15 protein-coding genes are annotated in these 19,130 nt (G+C 56.2%); 10 read left to right on the top strand and 5 right to left on the bottom strand.

Features of this window, described 5'->3' with window-relative positions; all coding sequences use genetic code 11:
* Positions 1 to 62: 62 nt before the first annotated feature.
* Complete coding sequence (locus DDE20_RS17905) at positions 63 to 680, top strand: SDR family NAD(P)-dependent oxidoreductase (protein WP_276308541.1); 618 nt, start codon at positions 63 to 65, stop codon at positions 678 to 680.
* Positions 681 to 838: 158 nt separating this feature from the next.
* On the opposite strand, the gene DDE20_RS17900 is transcribed toward DDE20_RS17905, so the two are convergent.
* On the bottom strand, positions 839 to 1,909 hold the full coding sequence (locus DDE20_RS17900) for a hypothetical protein (protein WP_116559898.1): 1,071 nt from the start codon (positions 1,907 to 1,909) through the stop codon (positions 839 to 841).
* 399 nt (positions 1,910 to 2,308) lie between these two features.
* Between DDE20_RS17900 and trpS the strand changes: the two genes are divergently transcribed.
* Positions 2,309 to 3,310 carry a tryptophan--tRNA ligase gene (gene trpS, locus DDE20_RS17895; protein ID WP_116559897.1) on the top strand — a complete coding sequence of 334 codons (1,002 nt, stop codon included), beginning with the start codon at positions 2,309 to 2,311 and terminating at the stop codon, positions 3,308 to 3,310.
* Between the two features lie 257 nt (positions 3,311 to 3,567).
* Here trpS and DDE20_RS17890 read toward each other — a convergent pair whose 3' ends face one another.
* Positions 3,568 to 4,680: a zinc-binding dehydrogenase gene (locus DDE20_RS17890; protein ID WP_116559896.1), complete on the bottom strand. Its 1,113-nt coding sequence runs from the start codon at positions 4,678 to 4,680 to the stop codon at positions 3,568 to 3,570.
* 642 nt (positions 4,681 to 5,322) lie between these two features.
* Positions 5,323 to 5,718 (bottom strand): helix-turn-helix domain-containing protein, encoded by a 396-nt coding sequence (locus DDE20_RS17885; RefSeq protein ID WP_116559895.1) that lies wholly within the window; start codon positions 5,716 to 5,718, stop codon positions 5,323 to 5,325.
* A gap of 499 nt (positions 5,719 to 6,217) precedes the next feature.
* Here DDE20_RS17885 and DDE20_RS17880 point away from each other — a divergent pair, with 499 nt between their 5' ends.
* From DDE20_RS17880 to DDE20_RS17870, 3 genes are all read left to right on the top strand, one after another.
* Positions 6,218 to 7,111: a recombinase family protein gene (locus DDE20_RS17880; RefSeq protein WP_165814566.1), complete on the top strand. Its 894-nt coding sequence runs from the start codon at positions 6,218 to 6,220 to the stop codon at positions 7,109 to 7,111.
* 601 nt (positions 7,112 to 7,712) lie between these two features.
* On the top strand, positions 7,713 to 8,177 hold the full coding sequence (locus DDE20_RS17875; protein WP_205961705.1) for a peptidase S1: 465 nt from the start codon (positions 7,713 to 7,715) through the stop codon (positions 8,175 to 8,177).
* Positions 8,178 to 8,265: 88 nt separating this feature from the next.
* Positions 8,266 to 8,886, top strand: coding sequence for a GNAT family N-acetyltransferase (locus DDE20_RS17870; RefSeq protein WP_116559892.1), 621 nt, complete (start codon positions 8,266 to 8,268; stop codon positions 8,884 to 8,886).
* A gap of 119 nt (positions 8,887 to 9,005) precedes the next feature.
* On the opposite strand, the gene DDE20_RS17865 is transcribed toward DDE20_RS17870, so the two are convergent.
* The gene (locus tag DDE20_RS17865; protein WP_116559891.1) at positions 9,006 to 10,022 is read right to left on the bottom strand and encodes a nucleotidyltransferase family protein; all 1,017 of its coding nucleotides are present in this window, start codon (positions 10,020 to 10,022) and stop codon (positions 9,006 to 9,008) included.
* A 155-nt stretch (positions 10,023 to 10,177) separates the two neighbouring features.
* On the opposite strand from DDE20_RS17865, the gene DDE20_RS17860 reads away from it, so the two are divergent.
* The 4 genes from DDE20_RS17860 (at position 10,178) to DDE20_RS19355 (ending at position 15,740) form a co-directional block, all read left to right on the top strand.
* The gene (locus DDE20_RS17860) at positions 10,178 to 10,642 is read left to right on the top strand and encodes an HNH endonuclease (protein WP_165814565.1); all 465 of its coding nucleotides are present in this window, start codon (positions 10,178 to 10,180) and stop codon (positions 10,640 to 10,642) included.
* Between the two features lie 1,058 nt (positions 10,643 to 11,700).
* On the top strand, positions 11,701 to 12,561 hold the full coding sequence (locus DDE20_RS17855; protein WP_133240372.1) for a hypothetical protein: 861 nt from the start codon (positions 11,701 to 11,703) through the stop codon (positions 12,559 to 12,561).
* 426 nt (positions 12,562 to 12,987) lie between these two features.
* Positions 12,988 to 14,259 (top strand): dicarboxylate/amino acid:cation symporter, encoded by a 1,272-nt coding sequence (locus DDE20_RS17850; RefSeq protein WP_165814564.1) that lies wholly within the window; start codon positions 12,988 to 12,990, stop codon positions 14,257 to 14,259.
* Between the two features lie 1,106 nt (positions 14,260 to 15,365).
* Entirely contained in the window at positions 15,366 to 15,740 is a 375-nt protein-coding gene (locus DDE20_RS19355; RefSeq protein WP_116559887.1) for a hypothetical protein, read from the top strand.
* Positions 15,741 to 16,282: 542 nt separating this feature from the next.
* On the opposite strand, the gene DDE20_RS17840 is transcribed toward DDE20_RS19355, so the two are convergent.
* Entirely contained in the window at positions 16,283 to 16,597 is a 315-nt protein-coding gene (locus DDE20_RS17840; RefSeq protein WP_116559886.1) for a hypothetical protein, read from the bottom strand.
* Positions 16,598 to 16,895: 298 nt separating this feature from the next.
* Here DDE20_RS17840 and DDE20_RS17835 point away from each other — a divergent pair, with 298 nt between their 5' ends.
* Positions 16,896 to 19,118, top strand: coding sequence for an SNF2-related protein (locus DDE20_RS17835; RefSeq protein WP_116559885.1), 2,223 nt, complete (start codon positions 16,896 to 16,898; stop codon positions 19,116 to 19,118).
* The last annotated feature ends 12 nt before the right edge of the window (positions 19,119 to 19,130 follow it).

The following is a 19,130-nucleotide window of genomic DNA, read 5'->3' as shown; positions in this document are numbered from 1 at the left end:
CTCGACACCAAGTGATTTTAGAAACGAATTTATAGCGCACATTGCGAAACGCACTCCCCGTAATGAGATGCGAAACATCTCGCAGGGCGCGAAACGCACTACAATGTGAGGGCGGCACACCGCTTACGGATATCCAGAAGATCCTCGATATCAACTATATGGGGGTCGCACGCTGCACCAAGGCGGTGATGCCGCATATGCGCAAAGCCCGCGCTGGCCATGTGATCAACATCAGCTCGGTTGGCGGTCTGGTCGGGCAGCCGTTCAACGAAGTCTACTGCGGCGCGAAATTTGCCGTCGAGGGGCTGACCGAGGCGATGGCAAGCTATATCACCCCCGCCTTCGGCATCCATTTCACCGCCATTGAGCCGGGCGGCATTGCCTCCGAGTTTGCCAATACGGTGCTGGAACAGGTCGCCCAGACCGGCGGCATGCTAGAGGACGAATACCTGCCGATCCTGCAAAAATACATCTCGGGCTCGCAAAACCGTCAGGAGACCGGTATCTACCAGACTGCCGACGAGGTGGCCGCGGTGGTTATGCAGGTCATGGCCCTGCCACAGCCCCCGATCCGCACCCGCACCTCCGACTGGTCCGAAGCCTTCACCAGCCTCAAGACGGGGCTTGATCCCGACGGGCTCAAACAACAATCGCAAGTCGCTGAACAGTTCCTGACATAAGCCACCAGCCGCGCCCCGCGCGCCCCTGCTGTGTGGGCCGAGGCCCTCGGTCGCTTCATGTACTGGGTTATGCAGCCGGCCTAGAATTGGCGTTGTGTTTCTGTTAGGCGGCTTTCGGTTATTCTTCGCCAGCAGCGAAGCCACCCAGTTACTATCTATCAATCATGCTGGCTATTAACCCCATCACCAGCATGATTGCTCATCAACCACGCCAACGGAAATTGGTTAACATGGCCACATTGGTCGCATTCAAGATTCTCAGTAACAAAGAACATCGGGACAGTTCGCTTCCTCAGTCGAACACGCTCATTGCAAACTGGGCATTTCATCAGCCCACCAAGTGTTTCATTTATACTGCCCGCAATTTCTGAGCGCCCCTTGAGGAACAAAGCCTGGTAAGTTCCTGCAGCTCTGATGCTTAGCTGTTTCAGATAATCATCCGCTGGGAAATGCATTCGTTTTAGCAACTCAACTTGCATCAAGTGTATGCAAAGCAGAACATAAGATATTACCTGATACGACGATTCATAAACATCGTTTTGCCTTGGATCTTTGAAAATGAAATTTAGGTTATAGGCTTCTGTCTTAATGCTAGAGTTTCGTGTGACCAGATGCATTGCCTTGTCGAAAAGACCAGCAAAACCGGATGGGTTTTCGAAATCGAATAGATATGCATACAACACGTCCGCAGATAGAAAATCTAAATCAGAACATTTCGCAATTGCCGCTTCGATTGCCAACCTCTTGGCTGTGCGGTGGAATCTACGACCATCAAGAAAGTCAACAGGATCGGTTTTAAATTTCGTGAAGAATTTTTCTTCGTCTGCACACAGCAGAGCGATGAGAGGCATTCCCTCATTGAACGGCTTTCTAAGACACGCGAACGCAAGTGTGAACTTACGCTTTTCCAAAGCGGTCAGGCCTGCATGAATGAAATGAAGCATATCTGGCAACAAAGCAGCACAGATGTGATTGACCATTAGTCTGCGCTCTTCATCTGTCCTGCCAGTGACAGAAAGAAAATCAATCGGATCGGATGCTTCCCTTAATGCTTCGATATCTTTTTCCGTCTCGATTTTAATTTGAATATGCCCAGCGCGGTGGCGTTCCGCCGCTGAAGTCAAATGCGCAATCAGATCATGCAAATAAAAAGAAAATTCATGCGCCGCCCACTGCCTTTTGGGAATGTTTCGCAGGCGATCTTCGCTGAGGTATCCGATTTGCGGCATTACTCTACCTCCAAGATGATCCAAGAAAATTCAGCGCAGCAAAGCTGCTTTGCGAGGGTCTTCGGGTCAACTCTACCTCATGCCGCTTCACAAGCAATACAGCCGTCCATATCTAATGCGAACAGAACGTCTTGCGCCTTCGCAGGCGCCCCCTATCTGGCGTTTGTGTCCGCTTCACCAACCTCCGCCTCGCACCCCGTCCATCATTTGATTGACGCGTGATCGCGCCGGGGTTAGGCAGCACCCTATGGAAAACACGACGATCATCGCAATCACTTGGTGGCTGGCTTCCTGACAGGGTGGCCGGATGACCAATCGCAGTCCGAGGCCGCCGCATGGGCGGCCTTTTGTTTTCCGAACCTCCCGATGCGCGGCCTCTCATTTTATGAGAATAGGCACATGAACATATCAACCATTCTGACCGGCGACCGCACCACCGGGCCGCTGCATATCGGGCATTACGCGGGCTCGCTGGCAAACCGGCTGCGCTATCAGGACAGCCATGAGCAATTCCTGCTGCTGGCCGATACCCAGGCGCTGACCGACAACGCCCATGATCCGCAGAAAGTGCAGCGCAACGTGATCGAGGTTGCGCTGGATTATATGGCCGTGGGCATTGACCCCGCGCGCAGCACGATCTGCCTGCAATCGCATTTACCGGCGCTGGCCGAACTGTCGATGCTCTATCTGAACTTCGTCACGGTGGCGCGGCTCGAACGGAATCCGACGATCAAGGACGAGATCCGCGCGCGCGGGTTCGGGCGCGATATTCCCGCCGGTTTCCTCTGTTATCCGGCGGCACAGGCGGCGGATATTACCGGTTTCAAGGCGACCCTCGTGCCGGTCGGCGAGGATCAGGCCCCGCTGATCGAACAAACCAACGAGATCGTGCGCCGGATCAACGCCACCGCGGGCCAATCCGTGCTGCCGCACGCGCAGGCGATCATCCCCAAGGCGGGCCGATTGCCCGGCATCGACGGCAAGGCGAAAATGTCGAAATCCACCGGCAACGCCATTCCGCTCTCGGCATCGCCCGACGACATCCGCGCCGCGGTCAGGGCGATGTTCACCGACCCCAACCACCTGCGCGTCCAAGACCCGGGGCGCATCGAAGGCAATGTGGTCTTCACCTATCTCGACGCCTTCGACCCCGACCAAAACGAGCTTGCCGAACTCAAGGCGCAATACCAGCGCGGCGGGCTCGGTGATGGCAAGATCAAGGCACGTCTGGAGGCCATCCTTCAGGAGCTCATCGCCCCGATCCGCGCGCGCAGGGCGCAGCTTTCCAAGGACCGGGGGTATGTGCTTGAGGTGATCAAGGACGGCACCGAGCGGGCGCAAACACGCACCGAGGCAACAAAACGCGACGTGGTCAGCGCCTTGGGCCTGTTCCAGCTATAGGCGAGCAACCGCGGGCGAGCCCGATCCCCCGATCTCGCCCGCACCCTACAAACCCACCGCTCCGCCCTATCGACCGCGCAGCGAAGGCCCCCGCCAAGGACCGTGACGTGCCATCTGGACAGGACGACGAGAGCCAGCATTGAGCTGCTCTCAACGCCCCTGCCAAAGGGCGGGATGTGTGGACCCTCTGCGCCTGCAGATTGCGGCGCAGAGGTTCACTCACCCAAATCGGCCTCGCATGGCTTAGCGTTAGCCCCTTATTTCCACGGCATAACGAGATACTTCTCACCCGTTTTCATCGCGCGGTAGTCGGTCACCGCGTCCTTGGTCAGCATCTCCTCGAGGCTCACCCGCTTCTTGTAATGGCTGGCAAAGGTCGTCGTCAGGTTGTTCAGCACACGTTTGCGCATCCGGCCCATGGTTTCCATGCCGACCGATTGCAGGAAGGGGAACAGGAGCCAGCCGGACAGGGTCCAGCCGAAGCCGTAGCTTGGCGACAGGATCGTCGGTGAAACGTCCAACCGACCGTAGATGAACATCCGCTTTTGCTGGTTGGAGCCATAGCGCGAGAACTCGCTCATCTTGCCAACCGCGACCTGTTCCATCGCCTTGAAAACACTATCGACCGATTGCCCGCCGCCGATCGGATCGAAGCCATAAAAGGCGCCGGTGTCGTCGATTGCCGAGCGCAGCTGCTCCCTGAAACCATCAGCGGAGGAGTTGACCACATGGGTCGCGCCCAGCTTCTGCAGCAGGTCAACCTGCTCCTCTTTGCGCACGATATTGACCAGCCCGATGCCGTCTTCATTGCAGATCCGGGTCAGCATCTGGCCGAGGTTAGAGGCTCCGACCGTGTGCAGGATCGCGTTTTGCCCGTCGAGCTTGGCGTTTTCCACAAAGCCGAGCGCGGTCATCGGATTGACGAAACCGCTGGCTCCGTCCTCGGCTGAATAATCGCCCAGCGGCAGGCACATGGCGGCCTCGGCGATACAATATTGGCTGTAGGCATTGCCAGGCACACAGGCGACCCGCTGCCCCATCAGCGCCTTGGCCATCTCGCCATCGCCGGTTGCGACGACCGTGCCCGCGCCTTCATTACCGGCAGGGAGTTTCAACCCGTGACGCGCCTTGGAGCCTGAATTGAACGGCTCGGGCATCTGGGCCACGTATTTACCGGGCGAGTATTCGGCGTTTTCCAGATCCGCCGCACCGGTCAGAATGGCCAGATCCGAAGGGTTGATCGGCGCTGCCTCCATCTTCACCAGCACCTGATTGCCGGTCGGATTGGGAAAACGCACATCCTCGATCGCGACGGTGAGCCTGCCATTGCTTTCCAATGTGGTGAATAGCTGCTTGCCGGTGGTGCTCATGTCGATATCTCCAGATTTCGGTTTCAGAATGCACAGATAGGTCCAAGGGATCGCCCCTTCCAGAGGGACCCGACGACAACTTGCAGCCAGGGCTCTTTAGTGGACTTGGAGGGCCTCGGCACTGCAATCGCCGCGGCTGGACAATCCCCCTCGAACTGGCGGTGCTGAAAGGTAGGATTTTCTCGGCAAGAGATCCGAACCGTGCCGCGAACACGGGATCAGCAGCTCTGATCTCTACACCATCGAAAGCACTGGTAGGCCCGGAGGGATTCGAACCCTCCATAACCTTATATATTCCAATTACTTACACCGAATTCTGGCACGCTGGAACGCACTCATTCTGGCACAAGAAAGCTCATCGTGGCAGTTGAACATTAAGGCACACGATAGCGTTTCTATTTCAGCGAGCGGGCACCTTGAGTCCGGTGTCCGCTCAGTAAAACGGGAAACGGCTGAACTTCTCTGCGCCGCCGCCTCATCCCGCGTCGAGAAGAGCCCGCAGGGCGCGGACGCGGCTTGGGGTCACTTTTGGGTCACTCCCCGCAGAGATGACTCTGATGAATTCGATCCAATCCTTCTCGTTCGTGGTGAGCGATTCCCATGGCCCCGCTGGGGCCGTCGGTATCGTAAAAACAGGTTCGTTCATTTGCCGAATACTCCTCTGAGTGCTGCACGCGACCGCGCGGTCAGTCTGGGGTCTGAATTGTCGGATACATTGCGCAGCTCGGTGAGCCAAGTGCGCTCGTTAACCGTGGTGGGGGTGCCGAAGATGTCGGTGATTGCTTGCGCAGCGGTTGCGCCCACCGCCTGATCGAGGGCAAGCCGCATCAGATATGCGGGATCGACCTCAAGCGCCTTTGCTAGGGATGGCACCCGGTCAATTGGCACCTTGTTTCGCCCGTTCTTGAGAAATGTCATCATGTTGGCGTTGGGAAAACCAGCCTCGGACGCAATCTCGGCCTGTGTTTTCCTGTGCGACAGGTCGCGGATACGATCTGCGATCAGTCGAGCGGTAGGGGTGTTCTGGTATGGGTTCATTGAGATCTCGCTGCGGTGAATGGTTGCAGCACCTACTTACCGCATCACCACAGCACGGTCGGGTGGGACTTTCATCTGTCGCGTTGGGACTTGCAAAGAAACCGAAGTCCTAGAGAAAAACCGCAGCGGTCATGGGGGTGCAAGCGGTGCCAGCCATGCGGGGCGCTTCAACCCTCCACGTATCGCGCAGATCGCGTAGCGCGGGCGAGGGTGTGTGAGTGCGCCAGCAGTTGGGCGGCATCGCATATGTCCCGGTATTCTTATCTCATGCTCTCGAACACCGGCAATTGACCTCAGGAGGTAGACGGCGTGTGCCCGTCCATGTCTGCCGTGGGTGCCACGACGGAAAAACATTCGTGCGGAAGGACGCAAATTGTTGCAAATGTTCCCAAATCCTATAAATGTTCCTATAAGAGAACATTTATAGGATTGCTGGGCCTGTCCGAGCCGTATGCAAAAACCCCCTAACGGGAACATTTATAAAAGAAGAAGACCGTCTATGAGCACACTTACCAAGGCTGTTGGTTACATACGGGTATCAACGGAGAAGCAAAACGACGGAGATCACGCCCTTGAGAGACAGGCAGAGGAAATTCGAAAATGGTGCGCAACTCGCCGGATTAGTCTGTTAGCCATCTTTGACGATACCAGCTCCGCAACTCACGATCTCAGCGCGGAGCGCCGTCCTGGGTTGAGGGATGCATTGGCGTCTGCAACGCGTGAGAACGCCTGCTTGATTGTGCCTGAGCCAACCAGGCTGTTTCGCAACGCTGCAGCTGCAGGCAATTGGCTCGATAAGCACTCTGTTCCGGTCGGCTCCGTCTATCACGATGCAGTGCTGGACAGGCAACAGATACTGACGGCAGTCGAAAGCGGTGAGGCATTTGCGCAGGCGACCCGAGATGGAACCGCGAAGGCACTTGCTGAGAAGCGCAACTCAGGGGTCAAACTTGGTTCGAAAACAGATCGTTCGGCGGCCAATGCTGCTTCGGCAAAAGCACGGGCAATAAAATCTGATAATCTCGTCGACGAAATAGCATCGATCCTTTTGCAGAATCCAGCGTATCGAGGCCTGAACAACGAAGGACTTGCAGCTATACTAAATAGTCGCGGAATTCTCACAGGCGCAAACAATCCGTGGACTCGCGATACGATCAAGCGTCATCGCGTGCGCGCGAAAAAGCGACTTCTGGAATGGGAGACGGATGTGGAGGATGATGACGTCTCGGTGGTCGAGCTTCCGAAGCAGACTGTCACGTCGGAGCCAGCGCCTTCACCTATTGCAACCTCGCCCCAAACGCACGCCCCTACGCCTGACACTACTCCGGTTGTCGAGCAAGAAGACGATGAAGATGCCGAGATGAAGAAAAATCCCTTTTTTGGAATGTTTTAACCAATGGCAAGCAATGCTTCGGTCGGGAAAACCACTTCTCGGCCAAGCGATCGAGGCTCGCCGAGGCGTCCGACCCACAGGGCGCTCAGGGCGCTGCGTGGGTGACACCTATTGGTCACGCATACAGCAGTGACGCCCGTCAGTGACGCCCTCAGGGCCTCTGTGTGGGTGCCTGTGTTTCCACCTCAGGCGCGATGAAGCGGCATGCCACAAGAACTACCGGTCAATCCAAGTTGCGCTAGGCCTCTGCCGTCTCTGGTAGTTGGCGCCGTGCGCCATGCGGAGTCTTCGACGCTGGCGGCTTGATGGCCCGAAAGGAGTGCTTGCCGGGTGATCCACCTTAGAAAGCACTCCAAGCCTAACGCAGCCCCGACGCATAACCCGCGCTTTCGCGAGGCGCCTTAATGTAGGAAGTCGATGCGGATTAGGAACCCACAAATCTAAATCGATGACCTGCATCGACAGTTGTCATGATTATAAAATATCTGGACAGGGCCTTCGAGCAGATGCAAGATTTCTTTCGAATCAGCGTCTGCTTGCCTGGTTCACTACCGACTGAATCTTGATTGGTATTTTTTTAATTTGCTTCGGAGGCACATAAATGAGGCTGATGGTTTTTGCGCTTTGCGCCTGTATTTCTGTATTTTCGGTGACTGCGACGCCGGTGAGTGCGCAGAATTGGCGGTTGAACCCATCTTACGGCACCGCCTCGCTGAACTGGAACTTCCGACCGGACCCGCAGACTCAAACTGTTCAGGCCGGTGGTGATAACCATTTTAGCGGCAGCAGCGGGTGCCCCTACGGAGGTTGGTTTGCCAGTGCGCCGGATTATCGGCTACACTACAATGCGGGGCAATACAGTCTGACATTCTATGTGCGTGCGCGAGGCGACACGATGCTTTTGGTCAACGATCCGACGGCAACGTGGTATTGCAATGATGACGGTGATGGTTTGGATCCGGTCATCCGTCTCAATAACCCGCGATCAGGGCAGTATGACATCTGGGTAGGCACCTACGGGCGCACCCGCGTGCGGAATGCAGTGCTGCATATATCTGAATACTGATGAAGCGGCGGCGGCCCTGATCCTCGGGTAAGGCGGCCTTCGGTGCGCTTTGGTTCAACTCGACGGCCCAAGTGGTCCGGAGGTCGGCATGCCGGTGGAACTCAAGCTTCAAATTAGAGGATTGGCACCTGACGATTTGCCCGCCGCGGTGGCTTTGTTGGCCGCGGCGATGTGCGACAATCCGTTGCATATCCGCGTTTTCGGGGCTGATCCCACGCGACGCCAGCGGCGATTAGCCGGATTTCTCGAGATTATGGTCGACTATATCCACGAGCGCGGCGAGTTTTTAGGGGCCTTTCACCAAGACGAATTGATCGGTGTTTTGGGGCTGATTGGTCCGGGTCTGTGCCGGCCCAGCCTGCGCGACCGCGTCGAGATCGGGCGCGGGTTTATGTTCAGACTGCCGCCGACCACGCTCTGGCCACTCTATCGCTGGCTGACGATCTGGGCGCGCCATGATCCCGACGCGCCACATTGGCACATCGGCCCTTTGGCGGTGCACGCGGACTTCCGTCGGCGCGGCGTTGGGCGGCGTTTGATGGCGGCGGGCTGTCGGCGGGTCGATGCCTGCCACGCGCCCGCTTGGCTGGAGACCGATCTGCCGATCAATGTCGCATTCTACCAAACGCTGGGGTTTTCCAAGGAGGGCAGTGTCTCGGTGCTCGGCATGCGCAATTGGTTTATGTATCGGCCGGTGGGGCAGAGCTAAGGCGTGGCCGGTATTGATTGCCTAATCGCCTGTGATGCCCGCCACGGGCGCGCTCAGAGACTCTGCGCGGGTGTGGATGACGCTATCTCGGCGCGCTGATCCACGCCGAGAAAGCTCAGCTATGCCAGATCGCGCAAGGCCTCCGCCGTCTCCGGCATCTGGCTTAGCGCCTCATCCAGCGCCTCGCGCCAGGCAGAGCCTTTGGCGCGGGCGGTCTCCCAGGCGTCGAGCAATGCGTAGGGGTCTTCATCTTTCAGCACCGCGATTAGAAACGCCGCCTGCGCCCGGTCCTTGTGCGCCTTGAGCGCGTCATCACCGCCCCGACGGCGCACCGACACGATCAGCTTGTGGATCGCGTAGCGTTCGGCGCGGGGGATCTGGATCAGGGCGCCTTCTCGGTAGAGAAGCGGCACGGTTAAGGGCTCGGCAATCAGGTAGTTGAGGAAATGCAACGACTGCGCGCTGACGCCAAGCGCGGGGAGGTCACGCAGCTCTTCGTTTTCACGAAACGAGGGTGTCAGGAACTCGACCAAAGTCTGCTGCCGGGTTTGCTTCCAGCGCCAGGCCTTGCGCTTGTCGGTCGAGGGCAGCGGCTCGAAATCAAGGCTTTTGAACACCTCGCCCAGTGTGGGATCGACTTGGTCATCGACGGCCAGCGACAGGCGCTCGAAGCTGGCGATATCGATGTCATTGGTCTGCGCGGCCTGATCAGCGCCGATCTGCACGCCCAAGACGCCCTCGTAGTGCCGAAAGGCCTGCGTGCCGACAACCGTGCCGCCAAGACGAAACACCCCCGCCTTCGCCATCGCCATCAGGATCTGCCCGGTGGCAAGGTCAGGGGTCAGGTAGCCTTCGCTGCGCAACAGGCGGATCAGGCGGCTGGTCTCGACCTTGCGAGCCTTAGCCGCGTCGCGCAGGGCCTCGTAGCGTTCCAATCGGCTGCGAAGCTCGTCGGTATCCTCACCGATGTAGCGCTCAACGATCTGATCTCCTTGGCGAAACCGGTCATACCAATACCCCCGTTCCTCGCGTTTGCGCAGCGTGGGCTTGCCGCGCAGATCCGAAGCCACGGCCTCACCGAGTAGGCGGCGAAGATCCTGCCACGCGGATTGTCCGATCAGGGAGTGGTGCTTCATGAGGGGACTCCGGTTGATGCCACACGAGAGATTCGTTGTGTGGTATACGGCATGGCGCCGCAAATTGCCACACAAAGTATTTATTGTGTGGTATGGTGTTGCGCAAGAGTATTCCGGCCCGTCGAGGCAGCGGGCAACGCCAAAGGAGACACGCCATGCTCACCCAACAGCGCCTGCGGGCGGTGCTTCGCTACGATCCCACCACCGGCCAGTTCACCTGGGCGCGGGGGCTCAGGGCGGGTCGGATCGCCGGAACCATCCATGACTCGCGCGGCAGCTTGAAGGTTTCGATCGATGGCAAGCGATACCCGCTGCACCGGCTGGCATGGTTCTGGATGACGGGATTGATGCCCCGGTGGAACATCGAGCATATCGATGGAGTGCGGAGTAACAATCGCTGGGCCAACCTGCGTGAAGGCGACCGCGCGCAGAAAAGAGATCATCGCACGCCCTATGCTGAACCGACCGGACGGCGAGGCGTTGTCCGCATCGGGGATCATTTTGAAGCGTTGATCGTAGCTGAGGATGGCGTGCTCAACCTCGGTAGATTTTCTACAGCCAAAGCGGCAGAGAGCGCAATCTCTGGACGGTTACGCACAGTCGTGAGCGACAGTCTATAAGGCAAATAGCAGCGTGACAGGTTAACATTCGTGCCGAGTGCGTTAACGAAACTGTCCATACGTCAGGCAGATGTGTTCACACGGGTAGGTTTGACGGCCAAAACGCGGTCAGAAGGTTAACATTCGGTCGGAAAACGGTGTGGGCTGACCTCAGAACGTTAAGCCCAACGCAAAGCGAAACCCATATTTATAAGGGCATACACTTGCGCGCTTAACACGAAGTTTACGTTTTTGAGCCGAAAATTCAAATTCCCCCGAAGAGACGGATGAAAGGACAGCACCTCGGATCGAAATTCGGCGCGGACAAATCGAAAGCAGCTCGCTCGAGGTCGGACCCAAATGGAGCAAGGACGATGGGATTTGGCACGGGACAACCAGGGGATCGGTCATGATCGGAGGTGGTCAAATCCTGCGCCATCCCAATCCTTCTCTCATATACTATAACTATACTACTTGAGTAATTGACTGTTGATATATGATGAAAACCGGATCGGGATTAGACCACCCTCGGTCCCGGCATGGCGCTGAGTGCGTTGAGCGCATAGGGCGGTCACTGGCTGGCTCCACATTGCCTCTGCACCTCGGGCTCGTTTCTGGTGAAGGCGCGACTCAGCGACCGCCCTGGCGCGCCTATGAGGTGCTTGTGGGTGAGGGCTAACTAGCTTTGCCGCTGCGCCTTCGCTGAAGCGTGTATCGAATCGGTGGAGGGCTTATCAGGCGCTTCGGTCCTCCGTCGATCTCGGCGGCCGCCCTAGACCTCCGGCATCTTGCGCGATGCTGTCTCAGGCGCAACGCAGGCGTTCCTGATGATTACGGTTTGCTGGCGAGGGGGCTTCGTCCGTTCTTGGCGTCAACAACTGGATCGGCAGGAAGCAGGCATTCGCGACACCGGCCATGAACGGCATCTGTGCGCAGATAGTGTCCTTGGCAAACTGGAGGTTACATTACTAGGCTGCAGTTGCGTTGTAGAAATGCATATGATCCTAATGCCCGCCTGCACCACCGCGTCGTCTGTCCACGGCTCCGAGAGTTACATAAGACTATGGGAAGACCTTTCTATGCTTCAAGCGCTCATCGAATTCTACAATAGTTTCCCGGATAGCTTGCTAAGCGTCTTCGGCAAAAGACGATCTGAAATTTCTCCCGACCTGCTCGATAGGCTCACTCAATATCGAGATGTTCAAATACACAACCTATCCCAGGCGGAGATTTTTCAAATCGATGACGAAGCCGAGGCAATGCTGGCTGGCTTGATGAATGAAATGTCGAGTGAAGCTCTGGAGGACACGTTTCAACACGTTAAACTGCCGTTTCCTGCAATGATAATTGAAAAGAGAACACCAGTCCTAGATTTTATGGGAATAGGGCTTTTGACGCAAATAGATGCTGCGATCGAAGCTCAGTTTCATGCGGTCCATACTGGTGGGTTAATGCCCAGCTTGACAATAATTAGCACAGACAGCTTTCCGTTTAAAGTCACCCCTACACCGACGGCAGATTTAGCGAGTGTAGTTTCAAGCATAACCAACCTTTCTGGCGGCATGGTGCAAGACCGGACCAATGCACTCACCTTGCTCTCAATGGGTGTCGGGATAGCTACTCTTCTGAAATATAAGGGTATGCTTGAGGTGGAAAAAGGATCGGCTTATCCTCGCGCGGAACGCCGTCGCGCCGAAAGGGCCGGACGCCCCTTGCCAGATATCCGTGTTTCAAAGATTAGTTTGGGCCAAGCAGGCCGAGGCCAGCTGGCCGCTATGAGCCGAGATCGGAACCATGATCCGGCCGTAGAAGGTAAGCGCCGCGCGCACTGGGTTCGCGGCCATTGGATGCGAACCGCCGCCGGTGGCCTAAGTTTCAGAACCCCACATATTCGCGGAGCTGGTCCTGTTATCCATCAAGAGCGCCGCGTAACGGAATAGGCGGTAGCAAACAACCTGTTTGAATCAGGGGGCAAAACGTATTCGGCACAAACCGGCCCTTCGCGCTGGAAGCAAGGAGTGTTCCCTAGGGGGCGATCACGATTTGAATTTGCATTGCAGTGTGTAAGCGACTCGGTTCTAAAGTGTCGCCGATTCCGAAATTAGGGCGGTCAGTGCGGCGGTGAGGGTAGAGCCGTTCTGGAGCTTCTTGCTCACCGGCCGTATGTCATCGCAGAGACATAGAATTGCAGGTTAGTGTTTGTCGAGGAACGGCTGCGTGACGTAGCGCGTTGATTGGCCCGGTAAACGCTCGCAGCATATGATGGCCCGAGCCGATACACGTCACAAGAAAGCCCACACATGGCAGCAGATAGTCAAGATACACCGATACAGATTTCTCAGCAGCGGTTCAAGCTGCGGGTCTGGATGACTTCTCGGCTTTGGGCGCAGGTGATGCTGGGCATGGTCTTGGGGTTTGGCCTTGGCTTACTGCTGAGCGAGTCTGCAGGGCTGATAGACCCTGAAACCGCCGAGATTGTCGGGCATTGGCTGGCCATGCCGGGACGCATATTTCTGGCGTTGATCGCGATGGTGCTGGTTCCGCTGATCTTCTCGTCGATTGTGGGCGGACTGTCAGGGGCAGGGTCCGGCGAGGAGTTGCGCTCGGTTGGCTTGCGGCTCGTGGCCTTCATCCTTGCGACCACGACAGCGGCGGCACTGATCGGGGTTGCGCTTGCGCAGTGGCTGCGGCCCGGTGTCGGGTTGGCCGGGTTTTCGCAAGGAACCTCCGCCGACACACCGTCCTCGAACGGCGAAATGCCGGACCTGCCGGACCCGCCCGCGCAGGTCTCGGTGCCTGATATGATTGTGGAAATTCTACCGACGAACCCCACCGCCTCGATCGTGCAGGGCGACATGCTGGCCGTGGTGGTTCTGGCGTTGCTGGTTGGCATCTCGGTCACGCAGGTGCAGCCGGTGCGCGCAAAGCCCTTTCTCGCCCTCATGGATGCCTTGCTGTCGATCTCCATGAACATCGTGAAATGGGCGATGTTTCTGGCACCCTTCGCGGTCTTCGGATTGATGGCGCAGCTGGTGATGCGGATGGGGTTCGAGACCATGATTGGCATCTCGGGCTACGTCGGAACCGTGCTGCTGGGGCTGGCGCTGCTACTGGCCCTATATCTGCTGATCGCTTTCGTCTTTGCACGGATCACGCCTATGCGGTTTGTGAAGGCCGCAGGCAGCAATCTGCTGCTGGCGTTCTCGACGTCCAGTTCCTCGGCGGTGATGCCGGTGACAATCCAGTCCGCGCGACAGCTCGGTGTGCCGGAAAATATCGCTAATCTGGTCGTGCCCTTGGGCGCAACGATGAATATGGCCGGCACCGCGTTGTATCAGGCGGTGGCGATCTTGTTCCTGGCGCAACTCGCCGGCATTGAGCCGACACCGGTTGAGATCGCGGTAGTGGTTGGGACGCTTGTCGCCTCCAGCATCGGCGCACCTGGCACACCAGGGGTGAGTATCGCCATTCTGGTCAGCGTCGCCACGAATATGGGGATCCCGGTCGAGGGCATGGTGATCATCCTGGGCGTTGACCGGTTGCTCGACATGTGCCGGACCTCGGTCAATGTCACCGGCGATCTGGTCGCGTCGGTGCTGCTGCGGTCTGTCGGGCGAGAACCGGCGCGGGCGAGTTGAATTTGGTTCGCGCCTCGCGCCGACAGAATAGAATCGCACGCTAGCATTGGTCGGGTAGTTGCGCACTGTATCGCAGCAAAAACGCCCGGTGCGCGGCATCACAGTCGTTAGCAGAGTAAAGTCTCCTTGAGCTCCCTACCGCACACTTGTTTCTTGAGGTCCCCAGAGTGCACACGCGCGCCGGCCTTGGTGGAACTACTCGAGTTGATTTACAATAATAAGCTGGCAGAACGCATATATAGCGATAGCTCTATTGCACAACTCATGCGAAACCGTTATCCTGCAATCGCAGATTACTTTAGGGCAATCTGAAAGCACAAAGCACATCATATCACAAAGCACTCATCAATATACCAGCACCGTAATTACCGCCGGCACCGGGAACATGACCGGGCAGCGAGTCGTCTAGCTGGAGACGCAGGAAAGATTGCTTTGGATCGCCCCCCGGTGGAGAACATCGGACGCCCCAAGTAGTTGCCGCCGGCCCTTTGGGCGAAATGGCACAGCAAGACGGTTGCTCTGTGCGGTGAACTTCGGTTCTGGGCCACAACAACCGATCGCGGTTCGGTCGTTGGTGAGCCGGTCGCGATGCGCAGTCGTGAGACTGTAACCGCTTGGTCGAAAGACCGGGAAGCGGGGCGCTGTCAGGTCAATGGAAGCCACCTGATGTCACGAGCCCTTCACAACCTGTTAGACGCAGATTCCCCCTCAAGGTGACATGGATTGGCGTTCGTGTTTCCCTTTGGGGGGAAAGACCTATTTCCGCAGCTATTAGGTGAAGAAAAAGGAGTGGTTACCGGTCCTCACAAGGAGTGATCTGTGTTTCTCTGCTGTTGAAGTGGATGCGGAGGTCAGAGATGGGCAAACCACATCCTGTCGAGCTACGTTAATGCGTTGCAGCGCGACAAACAAGATGAGAATCCAGCGTCAATCAGGTTGAGAATCCTTGGTCGCGACAAAGGGACGATGACGGTTTCCATTGTCGCGGGCAAGGGGTTTGTCGCTCGTGATTGACGCGCTCTTCTCACCCAGATTGTCGCGCTACACGCCGTTGCACTTGACGAGCGGGGAGGTGCGCATACCTAATCGGTCCGGGACCGAGATGCTTGGGCGGAAGCACGGGGCGTTACCTCTCCACGGGCTTGACAGGCGGCGACAAAGCTGCGGCGAACGCCTTTACGCTCATCGAAACCGCTCGCATGAACGGCGCAAACCCCGGAGCCTGGCTTGCCAGTTTTCTCGAGGACGTCGCCGATCCCAAGATGACGACCGCACTCCTCGACGGCCTGATCCACCGCTGCCACACCCTCAAAACCGGCAAGACAGCTTCCACTTCAAAGCAAACGCATCCGTCGCGGCACGAGAGAAGCGGGAGGGTATTGATGTCTTGCCCCCAGACTGCCCCTCGAAAACATAACCTCAAGGTCGGTCAGTTCTCGATGGAAAACCTGGGTCACTTCCGCGTGGAAATCTACAGTTAGCAGCCTCGGGAGAGGCCTGAGATAGATGGCGATCCAAAATAAAATCGGCAAATGTGCTGGCGGCCCCAATGGAGAACAGGCTCGAATTACGAATGGCCTTGAAAAAAGGGCAGGTCATGAGGGCTTCAGGGATGATTTCGAATGGCCTGAGCGCACCACTGACTGTTAGATTGTGGCTTTTTGGTGACTTTTCACCACACATATCCATTATTATCAATGAGTTAAGAATGTAAATTTGCCGCTCATTTGCCGGGCGACAGGAGGAAAAATCGTGTTTATTAGTAGGTTTGCTCGCTGCAATTGCAGTCGCCACAAGCATTCTCCGGCTGGCTCCCTACTTGCCACGAAACGTTCCTAGGAGGTTCAGAAATTAACGAACGCCCAAAGTCGACCATCCTCCACTGCATCGAAAGCACCGAAATGAAACCTGACACTACGAAGAAACCTGACCCCGCAATGCTACTCCTGTTGGCGATTAACAGCACCAGCGCCCAGACCGAAGCCTTCATCAGCGAGGTTGCGTGATGACCCTAAACCCGTTGCTACAAAATTTGGTTCATCTGACTGCCGAGCGATATTGCAAGACGCCGCGCGACCAGTATCTGCCCCGCGCAAGTGCTCTCGAAAAGATGTCCCACTACGACCGCACCGCATCGCTCGCCCGCCACAGGCGGCGCCTTGAAAGTGAAGTAGCTCGCCGAGTTCTCAATACTAGCGTTGGTCGCAGGCAGTTCTTGAAATCCGCCCGCGCGCGCATGAACCGGCTTGAACAGCTTGAGCGATCCTTCGGTATCCGGCTTGACGAAAATGGTCGGCGCGCTGCCTGACCGACGCAGGCACCTTGAAGGTGCCTGCATTTTCCGGCACCTCGGGGCGATGGGCTGAGGTGTGATCCGTGATACTTTCTCGCTAACCCGATTGTCCGACAATCTCGCATCAGAGCCATGCCGACTTACTTGCCTGTGCCCTCGCCGCCAAGGTTCTGCTCTGCTTATGGATCTTGACCCAGAGGCAGGTCAGGGTCGATTTTTCATGTTTAGCCAAGCTTGAAGGGCGCACGGAATCACCGGCCCAAAGTTGCTGATCACATTGCACATTTACGCCTTCCAGATAAGGTGTGGATAAGTCAACGTTATCTGGTAATGGAGCTCAACTTTGCGGATAATCGACAACACTACGACCCTCTTGGGCGACGACCTCAAGCGCGAGCTAACTGGGGGGACGAAACTCCGTGTCGCTGCGGGTTGTTTTTCGATCTACGCTTTTGAGGCCTTAAGGTCCGAGTTGGAAAAGTTGGACGAATTTGAGTTCCTTTTCACTGAACCGACATTTGTGGCAAACGGCGCGATTGATCGCATCAAAAAAGAGAAGCGCCAATTTTTCATTCCGAATGGGCGCTCCAGTAGTGTTCTGTCGGGTAGCGAGTTCGAAATCCAATTGCGCAACAAAATGACCCAGCGGGCAGTGGCCCGTGAGTGCGCTGATTGGATACGTAGGAAGGCACGTTTTAAATCAAACGCTACCTCTGGTCCAATGCAGCAATTTGCACATATTCAGAAAACCGGAGCGCATACAGCCTACATGCCGCTCTCTGGCTTCACCGCTGTTGATCTAGGATATCAACAAGGAAACGCAGTTTCAAATTACACACAAGTAATGGATGAGCCTCAATTTGCGCAAACTTACCTGAATCTGTTTGACCAAATCTGGAACGACGATGAAAAGTTAAACGACGTGACTACTGAAGTATTGGAGTATATCGAGGCGGTATATCAGGAAAACTCAGCGGAACGAGTATACTTCATGATCCTCTTTAATCTATTCAGTGATTTTTTGAGCGAGATCGATGAAGACGTTTTGCCAAAGGATCGCACTGGGTATCAGGAAAGTTTGGTGTGGAAAAAGCTGTTCAATTACCAACGAGATGCCGCTGTCGGTATCATTAACAAACTTGAGACCTACAACGGTTGTATTCTTGCGGACAGTGTTGGCCTTGGAAAAACCTTTACGGCCCTTGCTGTCGTCAAATATTACGAACTGCGCAACAAAGACGTGCTCGTCCTTTGCCCCAAGAAGCTCGCGGACAATTGGCGAAATTACAATGCAAATCTGACCACGAACATTTTTGCAAAAGACCGGTTCCGTTACGACGTCCTGTCCCACACTGACCTATCTCGGACATCAGGTGAATCTTTCGGGATGCGTCTCGATCGTGTAAATTGGGGAAATTACGATCTGGTTGTCATCGATGAGTCCCACAACTTCCGGAACAACGACGTATATAAGGACCGTGAAACTCGATACCAGCGATTGATGGAGAAGGTCATCAAGGCGGGGGTGAAAACAAAGGTTTTGATGCTATCAGCCACGCCAGTGAATAACCGCTTCACGGATCTGCGAAACCAGTTGGCTTTGGCCTATGAAGGACATTCGGACGCGCTCAGTAAGAACCTCAAGACCAAGACCAGCGTAGAAGAAATATTTCGCCGTGCTCAGGCGGCATTCAACATCTGGTCCGAGTTGCCTCCTAGTCAGAGAACCCCTGCTTCGATCCTACGCGCATTAGATTTTGATTTCTTTGAACTTTTGGACGCGGTGACAATCGCTCGATCTCGCAAACATATCGAGACCTTCTACGACACCGCTGACATCGGGAGGTTCCCAACGCGGTTAAAGCCGCTGTCGCACCACCTGCCTATCACCCATCGATTAGACGTGATTGGGTTTAACGACATATTTGCGCAGCTAAGTGCGCTCAAAATGGCAGTATATGCCCCAGTCAATTACATCCAGCCCAGCAGGCTAAAAAAATATGAAGACCTTTATGATACCAAGACCGATGGTGGTAAAGGCACGCTGAAGCAGGCAGATCGCGAGAAAAGCCTACAAGCTCTGATGACGACCAACCTGCTCAAGCGGCTGGAAAGCTCTGTCTACGCTTTCCGCAAGACCCTTGGTGCCCTTTCAGGGAACATTGGGCGCACGCTGGAAGCGATCGATCGGTTCGTAGCATCTGGGGGCGACGGACTTGTGGGTGATTTGAATGTCGACTTCGAGCGCACCGCTGAAGAGGACGACGATTTCGCAGACTTCTCTGTTGGGAAGAAGATCAAGATTGATCTGGCGGACATGGATATCAAGGCATGGAAGCACGAGCTGGCGGCCGACAAGATTATCATCGACGCCCTGATTGCCGAAATGGAGCGTGTCACGCCAGCGGACGACGCCAAACTTCAACACCTAATAGCCGAAATTGAAGGCAAGATGGCTAATCCGCTGAACGCAGGTAACCGCAAGGTAGTCGTCTTCACCGCCTTCGCAGATACGGCCAATTACCTCTTTGCCCAGAGAAATGCGCGGAAGTTGGTGATGCCCTGAGGGGCGGCATAT

Source organism: Pararhodobacter oceanensis (assembly GCF_003076755.1).
In the GTDB taxonomy this organism is placed as follows: domain Bacteria; phylum Pseudomonadota; class Alphaproteobacteria; order Rhodobacterales; family Rhodobacteraceae; genus Pararhodobacter; species Pararhodobacter oceanensis.
Note: the sequence above shows the minus strand (reverse complement) of the source record. Positions and strands in the feature narration are given on the sequence as shown.

Bases quoted from the DNA above. Each gene is read 5' to 3' on its own strand.
- DDE20_RS17905 (WP_276308541.1), top strand. From the start codon at position 63: ATGAGATGCGAAACATCTCGCAGGGCGCGAAACGCACTACAATGTGAG.
- DDE20_RS17900 (WP_116559898.1), bottom strand. From the start codon at position 1,909: ATGCCGCAAATCGGATACCTCAGCGAAGATCGCCTGCGAAACATTCCC.
- trpS (WP_116559897.1), top strand. From the start codon at position 2,309: ATGAACATATCAACCATTCTGACCGGCGACCGCACCACCGGGCCGCTG.
- DDE20_RS17890 (WP_116559896.1), bottom strand. From the start codon at position 4,680: ATGAGCACCACCGGCAAGCAGCTATTCACCACATTGGAAAGCAATGGC.
- DDE20_RS17885 (WP_116559895.1), bottom strand. From the start codon at position 5,718: ATGAACCCATACCAGAACACCCCTACCGCTCGACTGATCGCAGATCGT.
- DDE20_RS17880 (WP_165814566.1), top strand. From the start codon at position 6,218: ATGAGCACACTTACCAAGGCTGTTGGTTACATACGGGTATCAACGGAG.
- DDE20_RS17875 (WP_205961705.1), top strand. From the start codon at position 7,713: ATGAGGCTGATGGTTTTTGCGCTTTGCGCCTGTATTTCTGTATTTTCG.
- DDE20_RS17870 (WP_116559892.1), top strand. From the start codon at position 8,266: ATGCCGGTGGAACTCAAGCTTCAAATTAGAGGATTGGCACCTGACGAT.
- DDE20_RS17865 (WP_116559891.1), bottom strand. From the start codon at position 10,022: ATGAAGCACCACTCCCTGATCGGACAATCCGCGTGGCAGGATCTTCGC.
- DDE20_RS17860 (WP_165814565.1), top strand. From the start codon at position 10,178: ATGCTCACCCAACAGCGCCTGCGGGCGGTGCTTCGCTACGATCCCACC.
- DDE20_RS17855 (WP_133240372.1), top strand. From the start codon at position 11,701: ATGCTTCAAGCGCTCATCGAATTCTACAATAGTTTCCCGGATAGCTTG.
- DDE20_RS17850 (WP_165814564.1), top strand. From the start codon at position 12,988: ATGACTTCTCGGCTTTGGGCGCAGGTGATGCTGGGCATGGTCTTGGGG.
- DDE20_RS17840 (WP_116559886.1), bottom strand. From the start codon at position 16,597: ATGCAGGCACCTTCAAGGTGCCTGCGTCGGTCAGGCAGCGCGCCGACC.